Here is a 16,749-nt window from a genome sequence, read left to right as displayed (position 1 = left end):
GCTGTTCGTCGGATTATTTTTTTTACCATTTTTATATTAAAATTTCGGTATGTTAATGAATGTTGTTGATATTAGGGTCATTCGAGTGAAACAAATATCAAGATACCAATAACATAAAGTAACATAGCGTGAAAATTTAATAACAGCACATAAATATCTCGAGTTCAGAATATTTATACTTGAAAAAAACATCCACTTTGGTAAAATATGTTTGTCAGTATGCTTTATGGAGACAACTATGATTTCTGAATGAAATAAAAAGTATTGAATGGAGTGGTAAAATGGTAGAGAAAACGTGTGATAAATGTCAAAAACCTTCTTATAGCAGTAATTATCAAGGAGAATGGATTTGTCCATATTGTGGAAAAGATTTAACGGAAATTCAAGTGAACAATGAAGACTACCTTTATAAGGCAGTAGTAGAGAAGAAATAACCTATAATGGGCAACTTATTTTCTTTAGGACGAGCTTTGCATGAGAAGCTCTGGATGATGGGTAGGGGTACTTGTCACCTGAATGAAACATGTCTAGAATAATGAGTATTCGACTTAAAAGGATAGTGTGATATGGGAGAGTTTATCAAGTTAATCGTTGCCATTGTTAATGAGCTTCATGATATTGTCATTACATTAATGTATAGCTTTGGCTTTACGGTCACAGATAAAGAACTACACTTTTGGGTGATTGGCTTACTAGGGATGGCGGGATTTATTGTTGTGCAATTATTGTTCCGTATACTTGCAAATTGGAGTATCACAGCGATTTCGTTTATTTATACGGTAACAGTATTGCTTGTAGTCGTTTTTGCCATTGAAATTCAACAGAAAATCACCGGAAGAGGAAATATGGAGTTTGCAGACGCTGTTGTTGGAATGCAGGGCTTTATTGTGTTGTTCATAATATACGTGGTCATACGCCTCGTTTTAATTGGGCTAAAAAAGGTACGTAAATCAGTAAAAAATAAGAGCGAAACGAAGTAGATGACCTGAAGTGAGGGTTGTCTTTTTTATTTTGCTCAAAAAAGATCAATAAAATAGGAGAGCTATGATTCGCTCCCCTTCCCCGATCTTAATATGTCATTTGTGTAAGGAAAGCAATAGCTGCTCCAATTACAATAGCAGAAACGGGTAGAAGAAGATAAATCATCTTCTCTTTACGTTGTCGTCTGTACTGGATTTCCTCTGGCGTTAGCCAAGATTCTCTCATCATTCATATCCCCCTTGTGTTTCTTGCAACAATCGCAGTGGAGGCCGTATTCGGCAGCTGGCTGACTGTCGGAAACCAGTCCGCGAAGTCCCTATAGCTTTGCGTCATCATTTTTCAATGATTTTGCCATTCTCGTACGATTTGTAGCATATAAAAGTAAGAAAACGAAGTCATAAAAAATTAGAAATTGTCGAAAAATGACTACAGTTTCAAGTATAGCGTATTCTGGAAACTATGTATATTGGGAAAATGCATTTAATTTATTTTATCAAATTAAGCTTTTGTAAAGCAGGTTTCCCAATGTCATAGTTAAAGCGCGAATGCTTTTTTCGAAGATCTCGTAAATCATTCTTTTAAAGTCAACATTCGTGAACCAAGATGAAATGTAAAAGCTAATCAAGTAAAGGCAAGTTTTATGGAGAAAGCGTAAAGCGAACGCTACAATAACAAATAATCAAACTCCTATAGAGAGCGTTCCCATCTTTGAAAACACAAAGCGAAGTAGAAAAAAAATAACACAATTAAAATCCGCTATTAGCGGCTATCGCAATAACAACACCTAACAGGATGGATAGGATAGGTATGGCAAGGAAAAGGATCTTTTCCCTGCGTTTTTTTTGAAATTGAATTTCTTCAGGAGTTTTCCAGTTTCGTCTCATATGAATCCGCCCAGTAACGTCACTTTCCAATAATGTATAATGCGTATGAAAGTGAAACCTCTTTTATTTTTATTATCGGTTCATTTGTTTAAATAATTTAGCCTTAAATGTCGAATTTTAAGAAATAATCTTTATGGCCCGTTTTTATTCAATATAATGGAAGATAATAAGGTCTAAGGAATTATGGAGGTGTTGGTACATGCCTGTTATTTACCTGGAAACATTGATTGAAGCTCCTATTGAAATCTGCTTCAATTACGCAAGAAGTGTTGAAGCGCATATGAAAAGCACAGAGCAAACAAATGAGAAAGCAGTAAGGGGGGTTACGGAAGGATTGCTAGGCAATGGTGATGCCGTTACATGGGAAGCGACTCACTTTGGCATTAAGCAAAAATTAACTGCCAAAATCACTGGGATGCAGGAACCAGATTGGTTTATTGATGAAATGACAAAGGGAGCATTTAAATCTTTTGTTCATTCTCATCGTTTTGAGGAAATCGATGATGTAACGTTAATGATCGATGAATTTAGTTATGAAGCTCCGTTTGGTTTAATTGGTAGCATCGCAAACCTTTTGTTTTTAAAAAAGTATATGAAAAATCTGCTAGAAAAGAGAGCCCTTGAATTAAAGAAAATGGCTGAACGAACGGAATAACCTTTTCCCGATTAGGCGATACTTAAGAGAGCTTATATAGGGAGGAGACAATCATGTCCGTGTCCCAGACTATCGTTTCGGTTTGTATTCAGTGCTGGTTAGGAATCGGTTTTTTGATTTCATGTATGGCAATACTTACACTAATAGGGCATGAACCAGCTCCTTTCATTGTGGATGGTGTATCCTCCATCATCCAGTCAAGAGAGTTCCAATACGGACCTTTGACGTTAAGTTTAGAAAAAAACGGAGAACTAGGATTGGCGCATTTTGTCGTTCGTAAGCTAGGTCACTTCTTTGTTTACAGTTTCATAGCATTAATTTTACTACAGCTATTTAAAGGAGACTCATCTGTTTTTCGTACATTCATTGTCATTATCGTTGTAGCTATTTTTGCTGTAACGGATGAATTTATTCAAGCCTTTTTACCAGAAAGGACAGCGTTACTCACTGATGTGATTGTGGATCTTGCTGGATGCCTACATAGCGTTATCATTTATAAAATATGGCATTCTTCCACTTTAAAAGCTCTCGCATAGCGGGAGTTTTTTTATGTGATAGCTTAGCTTATACTGTTGAGTTTTGGCACAGAACGTAAATGATCCAAAAATCAACATCGCTTATTAACATAGACCCTTTCAAAAATCACTACTATTATTTTTGTAGTAAAAATAACCTATAGATTCGACAATGTACCTGGGTATTCTATGTTATTTTTGTAATATTCGTCATTTGGATGATATTTTAATGTAAAATTTATGCTAAAGTGTTAAAAAGGGAGAATAGAACTAATATTTTCTTAAAAAATCTTAGGGGGAAAAGATTTGAAACTTTTTACGTCATTTTTGATTGGCATTTTAGCATTTTCTTTATCCATGAATGGTGTTCAGGCTGCAGGAGAGTCAGTTACGGTTAAACTAGTAAACTATATTAAGGATACGACCGTAATCAAATTTAATGTGACAGGCAGTTATCAGATTGAAAATAGTAGCATTAAAATAGACAGTTCCCAGTCTGATGAATACAGTGTAAAAGCAGAAGCGGGTAAAGTGGTCCTTTATCGAGGCAATACCAAACTTGAAGACTTCGGGAATTCTATGACGATAGTTCCAACAATATCCAAATCGATGGACAGCTATGTGGGAATAGGTGACAAAAAATATCTCGGAGTAATGAAATTTACAATTGAGGGAAAGTACATCCGTCCGATAAATACGCTCTCTATTGAAGAATATTTAAAAGGGGTAGTGCCTAGTGAAATGCCGGCCTACTGGGGAAATAATGGTGGAATGGAAGCCTTAAAAGCCCAGGCAATCGCTGCTAGAACTTTCGCTTTACCACAGAAAGATTCTCTAATGGATAGTCAATCCAGTCAAGTTTATAAAGGTTATGACTGGTATCAAACGACAAACGAAGCGGTAGATGCAACTGCTGGAAAAGCACTAAAGTATAACGGGAAGTACATTGGTGCCTTTTATTCTTCCACAAATGGTGGAATGGTTATGTCCAATACGAACTCGTGGGGGAGTAGTTGGATTCCATATTTGCAGACGAAAGTAGATCCATATGATGAGAAGATGATAACAAGCTATGATTATTGGGACTACACACTAGGAAAGCAACAAATTGACACAAAAAAACTAGATTTGAAGAAACCTGAGTCCTGGTGGTCTAATGTGACTGAGCTAAGTTCAAACGTAACAGAAATAAAAAATATGAAGTCATGGCTATTATCTAAAGGGAAAATTAAATCTACAGATGAAATAAAAATCACCGATATTTCGAATATTAATTTCACAGTTCCACCATTTAAATCTGATGAAGTATTAAGAGGTAGTGTCGAGATTCAGTATTTCTTAAAAAACAAAGATGGATTTGTTATGGATACAAATGGGGATTTGAAAAAGCATACGATGAAAATCGAGGATACTTCTTATAATATCCGATTTATGATTGGTACAACGATTATGAAAAGTCCTTATGTAAAAGAAATTAAACAAACGAGTAATTCATTTGTCGTTTCAGGTAGTGGCTTTGGGCATGGCATAGGCATGAGCCAATACGGAGCTTATCAACAGTCCAAAGATGGACGTAATTACGAACAAATTCTATCATTCTATTATCCTGGGACAGAATTAGTCAAAGAATCATTTGAAACAAACTTGATTACACGACTTGCAGGAAATAATCGATATGAAACTAGCGTAGCTATATCAAAAGATGGGTGGAAGCATTCATCAGATGTTGTTGTACTTGGAAGAGGAGATCTTTCAGTAGATGCTCTTACGGGAAGCGTTCTTGCTAAAAAGTACAATGCTCCATTACTTTTAACAAAAAGTGAGAGACTGCCTTCTGTCGTTGAGGAAGAATTAGATCGTTTACAACCTGAAAAGATTTATATTCTAGGTGGACCAGCAGCCATTTCAGAGAAGGTAGTTGATCAACTTTCTACTAAAGGATATATTTCTGATGTAGAAAGAATAAGCGGTCAAAATCGATATGAAACGTCAATCGCAGTTGCTAATGAAGTAGGGAATAGTAATCAAGTGATCGTGACAACAGGAGATGACACATCCCCTGATGCTCTATCAATCGCTCCTTATGCAGCTTCAAAGCAAATTCCAATCTTATTGACTAATAGTGAAAAGTTAAGTGCGGCTACTGCTTCGTATATGAATACAACGAAACCTGTTGCGGCTACGATTATCGGTGGGCAAAATGCGGTCTCAAGTGTTGTTGAGGACAGGCTTGATACAACTTCAACGGTCCAGCGAGTTGCTGGGGATAATCGTTACGAAACAAGCGTGAAGATTGCAGAAACATTTGATTTTGAAAATAAGAGTGTTTTCTTTGCAAATGGAGATGTATTTATTGATGCACTACCTGGATCGCCCTTTGCCGCTGCTATGAGCGCACCAGTCATTTTAACTAAGCAAAATAAACTATCGAATGAAGCTGAACAGTACGTTAAGAAATCAATGAGTAGAGAATACTACTTCCTGGGCGGGGAAGCTGCTATTAGTAAACCCGTTGAAGAAACAGTTGATAAACTATCAAATTAACCATGGACACCTCTCTTAAAAATAGAGAGGTGTTTTATGTTATTATAGTTAAAATGAGTAATTTCATTTTTATAAGAACGTAGACATAACGAGAGACATATAGCAAAATAAACTCAGATAGGGATGTGATGTCTTGCACCAGGAAAAAGAAATTGAAATACTCTGCGATGCTTTACGAACATATTGGAATGAACATCCAGAGAAAAGTCTCGGGCATTTGTTGAAAGATCTACATAACAAGTACGAAAAAACAGAAGCGTTTACGGAAACAGATGATAAGCACTGGTTGCACTGGTTGCTAGAAAATAGTAAGCAGCGAGATCTTATTGAAAAAAAATACCGTAACCAATCTCAAATTAAAGATTTAGAGCATCATATTCGTCCTGAGCTTATGGAAGTGATCAAACGATTTGTAGATTGAGTCAATCGCTTGTTACTGCTACAGAAGCTCGTAGATTAGTTGCTAATATAAATGAAAACTGACTATGTAAGAATCACTAATTAAAACAGCCGTACTCGTCATAACGAGTACGGCTCTTGTTTTTTCCTTATAATCAAAAGGGGGGATTAAAGGGATTACTTAATGTTTCGGTTTATACGCTATTACGCTGGGGGTAGAAGGGTAGGAAGAATGAAAGAATTTGATGTAGTTTGCTTCGTGGGATAATATGGTAAAATCATATAGATATACTTAGAAAGGGAGTGCTAAATATGGGAATTAGATTTGGTATTATGGGAACAGCCAATATTGCTAGAAAAGCGGTTATTCCAGCTATACAAAATGCTCAAGGTGCTGAAGTGGTGAGTGTTGCTAGCGGTAGTGGTCGAGCGAGAGAATTTGCAGCAGAAATGGGTATTGAGCATTTTCATGACAGTTATGAAGCGATGCTAGATGATGAATCAATCGAAGCGGTTTACATTCCACTTCCCAATACTTTACACAAAAAATGGACAATTGCAGCGGCTCAAAAAGGAAAACACGTACTATGCGAAAAGCCTGCTGCCATTACAGCCCGTGATGCCATGGAAATGGTGCAAGTATGTGAAGACAACGGTGTTATTTTTATGGAAGCATTTATGTATCAATTCCATCCCCAACATGAAATTGTAAGAGAAGTGATTGCTTCAGGTGAAATTGGTGACGTCAAACATATGCGTACTAATTTTTCATTCTATATGGGTGACAAACGAAATAACATTCGTCTCAACAGTGAACTAGGTGGTGGCAGCATTTGGGATGTGGGATGTTACTGTATTCACTCCTCTAGATTCATTATTGGAAGCGAACCATTAAAAGTTTACGCTCAGGCTTCCATTCCTAAGGTAGTTGGCGTGGATCTTTCGGCTGCAGGAATCTTTACGTTTGCAAATGGAGTGACAGCTTCTTTTGATTGTAGCTTCGAACGACAAATGAGCAATTCCTATGAAATTCTTGGCACAAAAGGAAGTATTCATGTTCCATTTGCATACCGTCCAGACGCGCCTGAAGCTAGTGGTTTAATTCGAATTAAAAATAGCGAAGGTAATGTGAGAGAAGAAATGGCTAACGGTGAGCAGTATACACTTATGGTTGAACATTTCACGCGTTGTGTTGAAAATAAGCATACACCATCCTATTCCGGTGAAGCGACAGTAAATAATTTGAAAGCGATAGAAGCTTGCTTTGAATCTATTGATAAAAATCAACCAGTTGAGCTAGTATAATACAAAAAAGCACATTGGATTAGCCAATGTGCTTTTCTAGAAGTTCTTTCGTTCCTTCTGAATAGGAATATTTGCTTGAAATAGAAGTGATATTCTTTTCTTCTGGTGTTTCACCTTCTCCAACCCAATGAAACGTAATGTTATCTAATTCATGTTCTCTAGCAGTTACAGCCATAACCATATCACCGCTGCTATCTCCAAAAACAAATACTTTATCGGCAGATTGGATTTCATCAATAATCCACGTGGCTCCAATTTTTTTAGACAAATCTGGATGAATCACATCGACCCCATAAGTGGAAACGACGGTTTTATTACCAGATTCAGAAGAAATCGAATCCACATTCTCTGCATATTCCTGTAGAGCTTCTCGTGTTTTCTTTAAGTGCTCTTTATCACCTGGATCACCATGAACTGCTTCAACCGTACCCATCGATTCTTTCGTCTGATCCCATTGAATAAGACCATCATATTGTTCTTTTTGACTAACTTTATATAATTTATCTTTTATATCATCTGCAATCACATATTCCTCATCTAGCTCCCAGGAAGAAATATTGGTTCCGCGCCCTTTTATCGCCCCGTGCTCAGAAACACAATATAAGGAAGACCAGTCAATTTCATCATCAAATAGAGGGAAAAGGTGATCGGAAAGCCAGCCTCTAGAACGCCCTGTGACGAAAGAAAGAATATGTCCCTCTGTAGCTAGCTTTTCAATCATCTTAACAACTTCTTTATCTGGTCTAGCATTCTCATCTGTAAGAACGCCATCAACATCAAACATATAAAATGCCATATTAGCACTCTCCTATTCGAATTAAATTATGACTAGTATAGCGTTGTGGAGGATGGAAGGGCAAATAAAAACCCGACTCAATCTGAGACGGGTTTTGGTTATTAGATGTGTACTTCGGTTTTTGCTGGGCTTGAGTCAGGTAATTTATCATGAGAATCAGGTAATTTATCGTGGTTAGCAAATGTAACGATCCCAATGACACCTGTAACTAGCAACATGTTTACTAAAAATTTCTTCATCATTCTTCTTCCTTTCTAATTCATAATTTTTTTCCTACTATCATTAGCTAGTTTAAAGTAAAAGCTGGAATTTTTATATTGTCCACTAGTAAAGTAGTAGTCTGCTAACAACTCACCATACTCTGAAACATAGTTCCAATAATTTTTTTCTTTAAAATAGCCGACTGCATCCTTCAAAAGCTCTTCAGTTCCCATCTCATCACTAACAGAGTTTTTTAATTTAGAATTTAATATCTTAAAGTGATAAATATACTCTAGAAATCCTGTTTTTGTTACTAACCTCATTCCTTCTTCAATCCAAGATAAAGTGAGGTTAATATTATCAATTTTCAAATATTCTGAAGCAATTAAAAAAATAGTTTTAGCACGGTCTTCGATTTCGTGCTCTTCGTTATTTTGAAGTCCAGATTGATAATATCTTAATGCCTTTTCGGTATCGTTTTGAAATGAATATACATATCCTAAATCATGATATATAATGCTTTTTAATCTCTTGTCATTAAACGACTCAGCATACTTTAAAGCATTCTGAAAATGGTGTTCTGCTTCTCCATAATTGAGAATAACTCTATTATTTACACCTAGTAAAATTTCAGTGTCTGCTGTTCTTTTGAAATTATATTCTTTATTAAAGAGATCTAAGCACTTAATCGCTAAATTATTGGATAAAGTTATTTGACTAAGGCAATTGTGAACAAGCGCTTGCTGATAATAAAACTCAGCTAATTCTGCATTGTTTGTTTTCATAGATAAAAGTAATTTATGTGCTTTGGAATATTGTTCATAAGCTTCTTTAAACTTTCGATTTTGATAATAGTAGAGTCCGAGAAAATAGAAGTAAAAGTACTCTAGATTTTCTGATAATCTTTCTTGAACGTGATAGAGCTTCTCTAATATATCATTTGCTTTTTCAGTTTCTCTGAACAAAATATAATATCTAAATGTTAAAAGAAGATATTTTGTGAGCATATCTGGATCTTCTACACCATCAATCTCTTCATCAATACGGTTTTTAAAATTTATTACTTCTTCAAAATTACGAAGACGCATTTCTTTGTACCAAGCATCAAGGTCAAGATGAAGTTTTTTCATTTTATCTTCATCATCAACCTGTTCTAAAGAGACACCTAGCTCATTACATAGATGTTCGACAAGTTCTTCACTTGGCTGGGCAAGTCCGTGTTCAATCTTACTTAGATAAGGAATAGAACAGATACCGGAAGCAAGTTGTTCTTGAGTGATGCCTTTCATTTGTCTGAAGTATCGGATTTTTGCTCCAATCATTCTTTGCTCCCTTTCTCCTAGAACTATTTGATTACAGTTTACTAAAAATTCTCAGAAAAGAGAATAGTTTTGAGGTTGGGAAATATAAACGAATTTATAAGGTTTAAATGCCGATTTTCGACGTAGTTTTCCCAACATGAGTTTGTCGAAAAAATTTTCGAACGATACTGCCCATTATATGGTAAAATGATGAAAATGAAAAGGAGGTGTCGAAAATGCAAGAAGATCGATTAGAACGCGTAGAAGCAATGATCACGAGTTTGATTCAAATTATTGGCAGTATGCGGAAAGAACAACATAACCTCGAAGAAAAACTCCAGGCAATCCAGCAACAACACCAAAACCTTCTACATGAACGTGTTTAACCCCTTTTTCAGCGATAAAACTCCTAAATAAATGCGACTTTACTCCCCCCTAAACCATTTTTTTCTAACTCTTATTGTGATACTATTCTAGTGATTTGTCGAAAGATTCGTTATAGACTAGAGATAACATAAATGAAGTTTATCAATCATGGGAGAGGTGTCACAACTGAAGTCAAAAACTATTTTTCTATTGTTATTATGCAGTTTCTTCTTTTCTGTAGAGCCTGAATTATCAGAAGCTGAATCTGATAATGAGACAGAGCGTATTCTTGTTACATATGAACAGACTAAAAGTCCGTCAAGAGATTCAAAACTTTCTACGAAAGTAGAAATGATTGATGTACCTGTCGATGAAGTAGATAAAATGATTGAACAGTTTGAAGCAAATAAAGATGTACAGCATGTCGAAATGGATCAACCAGTTTATTTAATGGATTCAGTACAAGCCAATGACACTTATTTATCATATCAAAAGCCGTGGATCGATCAGATTCATCTCATAAAAGGGTGGGAGCTTGCTAATGTTGAAGCAAGTTCATTAAAGGTTGCGGTAATTGATTCAGGAGTTGATCTGACTCATCCAGATTTAAAAAGAAATCTTGTAGATGGGATTAACCTAGTCGAACCATCTAAATCGGTTCAGGATATTGATGGTCATGGTACAAAAGTTTCTGGACTTATTGGAGCTGTAACGAACAATCAACTAGGGGTAGTTTCTCCTTCGCGTGGAACTTCGATTATGCCAATCAAAGTAACAGAAAACGGTACTGGTAATTTATCAACAGTGGTTCAAGGAATTCGATATGCAATTGATCACGATGCAGATGTAATCAATTTAAGTCTAGGAAACTATAATAACTCATTTGCTTTAAGAACTGTAATTGAAGAAGCGATTTCAAAAAATATTCTTATAGTAGGCGCTGCAGGTAATGACAATGATTCAGGAGTGGTTTTTCCAGCAGCTTATCCTGACGTTTTAGCCGTAGCCTCTGTTAAAACAGGAACTGAAGAAAAAGCTTCCTTTTCAAATTATGGATCATTAGTTGATATTGCTGCTCCAGGCACGGACATTTATAGTACTTCATTGAATGGAGAATATGCTTTTGATAAAGGTACAAGTATGTCTGCGCCAATTGTCGCTTCATCAGGTGTGTTACTAAAGGAATATGCTCCATATTTAACGAATAAGCAAACGTTTAAATTATTAAAGCAAACGGCTAGTGCTCTGACTAATTCATACGACCTTGGAAGTGGCGTGTTAAATATGGAAGGAGCTATTAACGGAGTAACAGAGTTTAACCGTATCTATGGTGACACTGCAATTGATACAGCAATCGAAATTTCCAAAAAAAATTGGACTACGTTGGAGGAACAAACGCTATCCATTGGAGGCGATAACAAGAAAGGTCGCTTCGTAGTACTTACTCGCTCAGATGATTTTCCTGATAGCTTAGCTGCTTCTCCGCTTGCTTCTATGCTTGGTAGTCCGATTCTACTCACGAAAAAAAATAGTCTATCTGTCAGTGTAATGAGGGAACTTAGTAGGTTATCTGCTAATCATGTTTTAGTTATAGGTGGGAATAATGCAATTCCTGAAGCAATTACAGAACAGCTTAAATCGGAAGGGATTTCGAGTACACGCATTGCAGGAGATAACCGCTATGAAACAGCTACTAAAATTGCGAATATCGTCGGTAGTGAAAAGACAAAGGAAGTATTCATCGTTTCTGGTGAAAAGTTCCCAGATGCTTTGTCTATTTCATCTTTCGCATCAAGGCTCGGAGCCCCTGTGCTTTTTACGAAGAGTGATTCTTTACCAGCTGAAACGAAGGCTTTTTTGAACGATCTTGATCCAGACAAAGCTTATGTTATTGGTGGAGAATCGATCATCGGTAAGAGTGTGTACTCTCAAATCAAATCTTCCAATACGGAGAGAATTGGAGGAGAAGACCGCTTTGATACAAACTTCAAAGTATTGCTAAGGTTTGGAGTAGCAGAAAATAGTGAGGGAGTCTACTTTGCTACTGGTCTTAAGTTTCCAGATGCCTTAACTGGTGGGGCGGCTGCATCGTTATCAAGTCATTCTATTATTTTGGTTCACCCTACTAGAGAGAATAATGCTTTAGAGAAGTCCATTCTCTATTTAAATAATCAAGGAATAAATCAATATCGGATTCTAGGTGGTCCAGCGGCCATTAATCAAACAAAAGCCTGGGATATTGATCAAATGCTTGTTCAATAAAAAAGAAGCGTCAGTGAAAATACTGACGCTTCTTTTTATGTAATCTAGTTAACTGAGCGTTTGAGAGTATTTATTCATTACGTCATTATTAAGCTTTTATGGACAAAAGTCCTAAAATATCTACAAATTATCAAAAATTTTCACAATTTTAACAGTTAAAGATTGACTCTTAATCGCTTTATAATTAAACTGAAAATAGTGAATTATTATAATAATTCCGCTCATAAGGAGGATCGATTGCAGGAACTTCACAAATTACTAAGGGGGATTTAATTAAATGACGTTTAAGAAAAAAGTCCTGACTATTGTTGCGGGCGCTTCTCTTGTTGCTTCTTCATTCGCGGGAATGACGTATAATCCAGAAAAAGCTGAGGCTGCTTTGACAGAAACCAAGAAATTTAAGCTTCCTGTCACACAGGAGATTGCCTCACTTGCTGCAAGTGAACAATCAAAACAGGAATTAATTATTGTTGCAAACGAACACGGTGGGGCTGATCTTACAAAAGAGCTTGAAAAACTTGGAGTGAAAGTAAAGAAGAATACAAACAACTACTTGTATCTTGCTGAAGTTCCAACAAATAAAGTTCTGCAGGTATATCGTTTAGACTCTGTTGGTATGCTTGGGGCGAACAATGAAATCGTGCTGGATGAAGGTCCGAAAGAAGATACTGATCTTAAACCGAAAGTGAAAAACCCTGAAGATGTTGTTAAACCTGCAACCGAAGAAACTCACTCAGCAACCGGTGTTGATGAATTCCACGACAAGTATGATGGAACGGGAGTGAAAGTAGGGATTATTGACACTGGTGTCGATCCAGGCCATGAAGCCTTTACTCAATATAATGAAAAAGGCGAAATTATTTCTTCTAAAATTAAAGGGGTCGTAGATACAGTAGGAGAAGGAGACGTGTGGTTTCAGCAAGAAGCAGCTGAAGGCGACTCTATTACTGTAGAAGAAGTCACATATAAAACAGAAGGTATTGATGCGGAAGACGATACATATTATTTCGGTACGTTGAATCCAGCATCTTATGATGTAGATGGAAAAGGCAAGCCGTTGTATAGAGATTTAAATGGAGATGGAACAGGAGATGCTAATTTCGATGTTCTTCTCGTAGATGACAAAGTCTATATCGATATCGATCAGGACAAAGATTTCACTGACGAAAAAGCATATGGCGAGGGCGATGTTGATAACATGGACCTTAACCCCGAAGATAAAGTAGCTGGTGCTAACTTTAGAATTGCAAGTCCTAGTCCTACTTATCAAGGTCATCAATTCCCAGATTCAACATTGTATCCATTCCCAGTTGCGACAGTTTTCTTTGATGGTGACGGTCACGGCACACACGTATCCGGTATTACAGCTGCAAATGGACCTGAAAGAGAAAATGAAACTGGGGCTGTAGCTGCTGAAGGTGTAGCACCTGGGGCGGATCTATATGGTCTAAAAGTATTTGACTCTGGTGGTAAAACATTTGGCTGGAGTATTGCGAATGCAATGTATCTTGCTGCTGTACCTGAAGAGTTAGGTGGATTTGGAACAGATGTTGTAAACATGAGTCTTGGCTCTTCACCAGACCTTAATGATGGATCCGGTGCTTATGCGAAAATCATTGAAGATATGGGCGAGTTATTCGATACGATTTATGTCACTTCTGCTGGTAATGATGGACCCGGAGTGGATTCCGTAGGTGCTCCTGGTGATGGAGTGAAAGCTCTTTCGATTGGAGCATACATTAACAGTAAGATGTGGGCAACTGAGTATGGATACTACCCATATGGAAAAAATGCAGATGGATCTCCAGTACAAGGGGAAGGTTTATGGTACTTCTCTGCAAACGGACCGACGGAAGATGGTCAACAAAAACCAGACTTTGTGGCACCGGGATCTGCTTATGCTTCTTTCCCAGAGCATTTAGGTAATTACGAAGTTCTTCAAGGAACAAGTATGTCTTCTCCATATGTAGCTGGAGCGGTAGCAACACTAAAGCAAGCTGCCCTTAAAGATCGTATTCCGTTCGATTACGAGCTTGCTCGTGAAGCGCTTATTCAAACAGCTGTTCATGTGGATGGCTACACTCGTGTTCAAGAAGGTGCTGGACTTATTGATGTACCTGCAGCCTATGAATACATTCGTAAGCATTATATTAATGAAGTAAAAGAAGTTAATGTGACTGTATACCACGGGGAAAAGGTGTCCGGTGGACCAGGACTTTACGTTCGAAACAAAGAAGTACCTGAAGAAGTTAAAGTGATGGTAGAAAATCCAACAGATGAGACGAAAAACCTTAACGTTTCATCAAACTCTGATTGGTTCACTCCTTCTGTGAAAAGCATCAAACTTAAACCAGGTGAATTTAAGGAAATGACTGTGAAGTATGATAAGAGCAAGATGGATATTGGTGTTAATGCAGGCACACTTTTGATCGATGATCCAGATACCGCTTATGCAGAAGCACGTTCTTTCCAAACCATCATACTTGGAGAAGAGTTTACTTCTGAAGATCGTTTCCGTTTAACTCATGAAGATGAAGTGCAATCTTCGAAGACGAAGAGTTATTTCTTTAATGTTGCAGAAGGCGCACAAGAAGTACGATTTGCCTTGGAAGCTCTTAAAGAAAACGATGAATTCCAGGGACGCGTACGCATGCTTGTTATGAATCCTGATGGCGATCAGGTTAACGCATTCCAAGGCTATGCTGGTTATGATGGTATTGGCGTAGAAGACTATGTTGCGAAAAGTCCTAAGTCTGGTGTTTGGGAAGTAGCGGTCTATGGTACTGCAGCTCCAAAAGACGACCTTGATATGAATAAATTTAAACTAGAAGCATTCGTTCAGGATGTTGTATCTAGCCCGGGAAGAATTGCGCTTGGTAGCGCTATGCCGGGAAGTGAATTATCTAAATCTGTAACATTTGAAAACTACTTATCTACGAAACGCTCAGTAGAAGTAGTAGGCGGCGCATTTAGTAAGCCTGAAACAATGAAAAGTCGTGAAACAGTCAAAGGTCAAGGTGGGGTCTACGATAAGACAATGACCCTGAAGAATAATATTTCTCTTGATGTATCAATCGGCAATACGAGTGATGCGGGCGATGACCTTGATCTTTACCTTTATCGTTCAAAAGATGGTAAAACGATCGGGGATTATATTGCTATTGATGCAGATGGAGATTCTGAAGAATCGTTCTCTGTTAAAAATCTTCCGGATGGTGAATATACAATCCGTGTAGAAGGTTATTCAACGGTTGGAGATACTACAGATTTCGACCTCTCTGTTACAGAAGCTAAAGTTCTTGAGGCAGGAGAAGATGGTGCCGGTAAGATTGAAGTTACTGGTAAATCTAGCTTTGATTTAGGGGTAGGTAAGAAAGCAACGACGGATGTGAAAATTACGACACCAGAAAATAGCGGTAAATATACAGCTGGAGTATTCTTGAAAGATAAAGCGACTGGTGAAGTTCTTTCAATCGTGCCGGTTGAAACAGATGGCGAGATGGTAGAAGTAGTAGCAGGAGACAATCGCTTTGAAACGGCTATTGAAGTATCAAAGCAAATGTACCCAGAAGGTACTACTGCTGATACAGTATTCATCGCAACTGGATTTAATTTCCCGGATGCACTATCTGCTGGGCCATTAGCAAGTGCCTACGATGCACCGATTTTACTTGCTAATAAAGATGGAATACTTTCAGATGAAGTACTAAACGAAATTTCTCGCCTAAAAGCTAAGAATGTGATGATTCTTGGTGGCGAAAATGCAATCTCGAAGAAAGTAAACACGCAGCTTGCAAACATTGGCGTAAGTACAGCTGATATCGAGCGCCTTAGCGGAGACACTCGTTATGATACGAACGTTCAAATTATTAAAAAGCTTGCTGAAAAAGGTTCAACTAGTAAAGCGGTCTTCCTTGCTACTGGTAAAAACTTCGCAGATGCTCTAAGTGCAGCTTCCATTGCTGGTGCTAACGATATGCCAATTGTACTGACTGATGGAAAAACGCTTACTGAAGATGCGAAAAAGCTAATGAAAGGTAAGCAAGTATATGTTCTTGGTGGAGATGCGGTAATCTCAGATGAGGTAGTTGATATGACTAATGAACTATCGCTTACGACAAAACGCCTTGCCGGAGCAAACCGTTTTGGTACCCTTGTTGAAATTCATAAAGAACTAGGTACAAATACAGATCAACTGTTTGTTGCAAATGGAATGAACTTCCCGGATGCGCTTGCAGCTGCACCACTTGTTGTGAAAGATCAAGGTAGTATGTTCCTTGTGAAGAGTGATGAAATCCCGAAAGAGATTGAATCTTATCTTGTTAAGTACTTTACAACAACGGATGTATCTGGAGCGAAAGTGCTTGGTGGAGAAAATGCCGTGAACAAAGATGTGAAAAATAAACTAAACAAATGGTTAAATAAGTAATTATCCCAAAAAGCCGCTCTCTAAAAAAAGAGCGGCTTTTTTAATTTATACTTGCAATCATTTTCCCTTTATTACAATAATATTAATAGATACCATTATTCGACAGATTTC

The 16,749-nt window shown here is 37.3% G+C and carries 15 protein-coding genes and 1 riboswitch; of the genes, 10 read left to right on the top strand and 5 right to left on the bottom strand.

All coding sequences use genetic code 11. The features are described from left to right. The first annotated feature begins 281 nt into the window (after positions 1 to 281). Positions 282 to 434 (top strand): hypothetical protein, encoded by a 153-nt coding sequence (locus tag Q4550_RS15270; protein WP_303534131.1) that lies wholly within the window; start codon positions 282 to 284, stop codon positions 432 to 434. 132 nt (positions 435 to 566) lie between these two features. After that, a complete protein-coding gene (locus tag Q4550_RS15265) occupies positions 567 to 980 on the top strand; it encodes a hypothetical protein (RefSeq protein WP_303534129.1) in 414 nt (137 codons plus the stop codon). An 88-nt stretch (positions 981 to 1,068) separates the two neighbouring features. Here the strand turns inward: Q4550_RS15265 and Q4550_RS15260 are convergent, their stop codons facing one another. Both Q4550_RS15260 and Q4550_RS15255 read right to left on the bottom strand, forming a co-directional pair. Then, positions 1,069 to 1,209 carry a hypothetical protein gene (locus tag Q4550_RS15260; RefSeq protein WP_303534127.1) on the bottom strand — a complete coding sequence of 47 codons (141 nt, stop codon included), beginning with the start codon at positions 1,207 to 1,209 and terminating at the stop codon, positions 1,069 to 1,071. 46 nt (positions 1,210 to 1,255) lie between these two features. Beyond that, positions 1,256 to 1,344: riboswitch (cyclic di-GMP riboswitch) on the bottom strand. A 383-nt stretch (positions 1,345 to 1,727) separates the two neighbouring features. Next, entirely contained in the window at positions 1,728 to 1,865 is a 138-nt protein-coding gene (locus Q4550_RS15255) for a hypothetical protein (protein WP_194218714.1), read from the bottom strand. Between the two features lie 199 nt (positions 1,866 to 2,064). On the opposite strand from Q4550_RS15255, the gene Q4550_RS15250 reads away from it, so the two are divergent. From Q4550_RS15250 to Q4550_RS15230, 5 genes are all read left to right on the top strand, one after another. After that, positions 2,065 to 2,520, top strand: coding sequence for an SRPBCC family protein (locus Q4550_RS15250; RefSeq protein ID WP_303534122.1), 456 nt, complete (start codon positions 2,065 to 2,067; stop codon positions 2,518 to 2,520). 53 nt (positions 2,521 to 2,573) lie between these two features. Beyond that, on the top strand, positions 2,574 to 3,056 hold the full coding sequence (locus Q4550_RS15245; protein ID WP_303534118.1) for a VanZ family protein: 483 nt from the start codon (positions 2,574 to 2,576) through the stop codon (positions 3,054 to 3,056). A gap of 285 nt (positions 3,057 to 3,341) precedes the next feature. Continuing rightward, positions 3,342 to 5,579: a SpoIID/LytB domain-containing protein gene (locus Q4550_RS15240; protein ID WP_303534116.1), complete on the top strand. Its 2,238-nt coding sequence runs from the start codon at positions 3,342 to 3,344 to the stop codon at positions 5,577 to 5,579. A gap of 133 nt (positions 5,580 to 5,712) precedes the next feature. Beyond that, a complete protein-coding gene (locus Q4550_RS15235; protein WP_226615331.1) occupies positions 5,713 to 6,000 on the top strand; it encodes a hypothetical protein in 288 nt (95 codons plus the stop codon). 290 nt (positions 6,001 to 6,290) lie between these two features. Next, positions 6,291 to 7,283 (top strand): Gfo/Idh/MocA family protein, encoded by a 993-nt coding sequence (locus tag Q4550_RS15230; protein WP_303534115.1) that lies wholly within the window; start codon positions 6,291 to 6,293, stop codon positions 7,281 to 7,283. Positions 7,284 to 7,302: 19 nt separating this feature from the next. Here Q4550_RS15230 and Q4550_RS15225 read toward each other — a convergent pair whose 3' ends face one another. The 3 genes from Q4550_RS15225 to Q4550_RS15215 form a co-directional block, all read right to left on the bottom strand. After that, positions 7,303 to 8,079, bottom strand: a complete 777-nt coding sequence (locus Q4550_RS15225; protein WP_303534114.1) for an HAD-IIB family hydrolase — start codon at positions 8,077 to 8,079, stop codon at positions 7,303 to 7,305. 101 nt (positions 8,080 to 8,180) lie between these two features. Next, entirely contained in the window at positions 8,181 to 8,318 is a 138-nt protein-coding gene (locus Q4550_RS15220) for a hypothetical protein (protein ID WP_303534112.1), read from the bottom strand. Positions 8,319 to 8,333: 15 nt separating this feature from the next. Beyond that, positions 8,334 to 9,602, bottom strand: coding sequence for a helix-turn-helix domain-containing protein (locus Q4550_RS15215; RefSeq protein ID WP_303534110.1), 1,269 nt, complete (start codon positions 9,600 to 9,602; stop codon positions 8,334 to 8,336). A gap of 215 nt (positions 9,603 to 9,817) precedes the next feature. Here Q4550_RS15215 and Q4550_RS15210 point away from each other — a divergent pair, with 215 nt between their 5' ends. The 3 genes from Q4550_RS15210 to Q4550_RS15200 all read left to right on the top strand — a co-directional run bounded on the left by Q4550_RS15210 (position 9,818) and on the right by Q4550_RS15200 (position 16,638). Next, positions 9,818 to 9,967, top strand: a complete 150-nt coding sequence (locus Q4550_RS15210) for a hypothetical protein (protein WP_303534108.1) — start codon at positions 9,818 to 9,820, stop codon at positions 9,965 to 9,967. A gap of 157 nt (positions 9,968 to 10,124) precedes the next feature. After that, positions 10,125 to 12,209: a cell wall-binding repeat-containing protein gene (locus Q4550_RS15205; protein ID WP_303534106.1), complete on the top strand. Its 2,085-nt coding sequence runs from the start codon at positions 10,125 to 10,127 to the stop codon at positions 12,207 to 12,209. A 277-nt stretch (positions 12,210 to 12,486) separates the two neighbouring features. After that, entirely contained in the window at positions 12,487 to 16,638 is a 4,152-nt protein-coding gene (locus Q4550_RS15200) for a cell wall-binding repeat-containing protein (protein ID WP_303534104.1), read from the top strand. Positions 16,639 to 16,749 lie beyond the last annotated feature (111 nt).

It is taken from the genome of Anaerobacillus sp. 1_MG-2023, from assembly GCF_030547345.1.
GTDB classification, from domain to species: Bacteria; Bacillota; Bacilli; order Bacillales; family Guptibacillaceae; genus Guptibacillus; species Guptibacillus hwajinpoensis_B.
This window is presented reverse-complemented; position numbering and strand designations above follow the sequence as displayed.

Bases quoted from the DNA above. Each gene is read 5' to 3' on its own strand.
- Q4550_RS15270 (WP_303534131.1), top strand. From the start codon at position 282: ATGGTAGAGAAAACGTGTGATAAATGTCAAAAACCTTCTTATAGCAGT.
- Q4550_RS15265 (WP_303534129.1), top strand. From the start codon at position 567: ATGGGAGAGTTTATCAAGTTAATCGTTGCCATTGTTAATGAGCTTCAT.
- Q4550_RS15260 (WP_303534127.1), bottom strand. From the start codon at position 1,209: ATGATGAGAGAATCTTGGCTAACGCCAGAGGAAATCCAGTACAGACGA.
- Q4550_RS15255 (WP_194218714.1), bottom strand. From the start codon at position 1,865: ATGAGACGAAACTGGAAAACTCCTGAAGAAATTCAATTTCAAAAAAAA.
- Q4550_RS15250 (WP_303534122.1), top strand. From the start codon at position 2,065: ATGCCTGTTATTTACCTGGAAACATTGATTGAAGCTCCTATTGAAATC.
- Q4550_RS15245 (WP_303534118.1), top strand. From the start codon at position 2,574: ATGTCCGTGTCCCAGACTATCGTTTCGGTTTGTATTCAGTGCTGGTTA.
- Q4550_RS15230 (WP_303534115.1), top strand. From the start codon at position 6,291: ATGGGAATTAGATTTGGTATTATGGGAACAGCCAATATTGCTAGAAAA.
- Q4550_RS15225 (WP_303534114.1), bottom strand. From the start codon at position 8,079: ATGGCATTTTATATGTTTGATGTTGATGGCGTTCTTACAGATGAGAAT.
- Q4550_RS15220 (WP_303534112.1), bottom strand. From the start codon at position 8,318: ATGAAGAAATTTTTAGTAAACATGTTGCTAGTTACAGGTGTCATTGGG.
- Q4550_RS15215 (WP_303534110.1), bottom strand. From the start codon at position 9,602: ATGATTGGAGCAAAAATCCGATACTTCAGACAAATGAAAGGCATCACT.
- Q4550_RS15210 (WP_303534108.1), top strand. From the start codon at position 9,818: ATGCAAGAAGATCGATTAGAACGCGTAGAAGCAATGATCACGAGTTTG.
- Q4550_RS15200 (WP_303534104.1), top strand. From the start codon at position 12,487: ATGACGTTTAAGAAAAAAGTCCTGACTATTGTTGCGGGCGCTTCTCTT.